Genomic DNA, 252 nt, shown 5'->3' on the forward strand with positions numbered 1-252 from the left:
GAAGCGGTAGCCCGCGAGTGGTTCAACTCCCAGCGTCCGGGCTGGAGCGACGGCTACGCGGAGAAGGTGCTGAATACGCTTGAGGTCCACGTGTTTCCGAAGATCGGCCCTCGCCCGATCGCGGAGATCGATTCGCCGCAGATGCTCAGCATCGTTCGCGAGGTTGAAGCGCGCGGGGTGCGCGAGACAGCGAAGCGGATTCTCCAGCGCGCGGTCTTCCAGTACGGGATCATGACCGGGCGATGCTCCAGG

At 64.7% G+C, this 252-nt stretch carries 1 protein-coding gene; it reads left to right on the forward strand.

From position 1 onward, the window contains the following. A partial coding sequence (locus SB751_RS33375) for a tyrosine-type recombinase/integrase (RefSeq protein WP_410749417.1) occupies positions 1 to 252 on the forward strand: 252 nt, incomplete at both ends.

Origin of the sequence: Cupriavidus sp. SIMBA_020, from assembly GCF_046535395.1 — a bacterium.
GTDB lineage: Bacteria > Pseudomonadota > Gammaproteobacteria > Burkholderiales > Burkholderiaceae > Cupriavidus > Cupriavidus campinensis.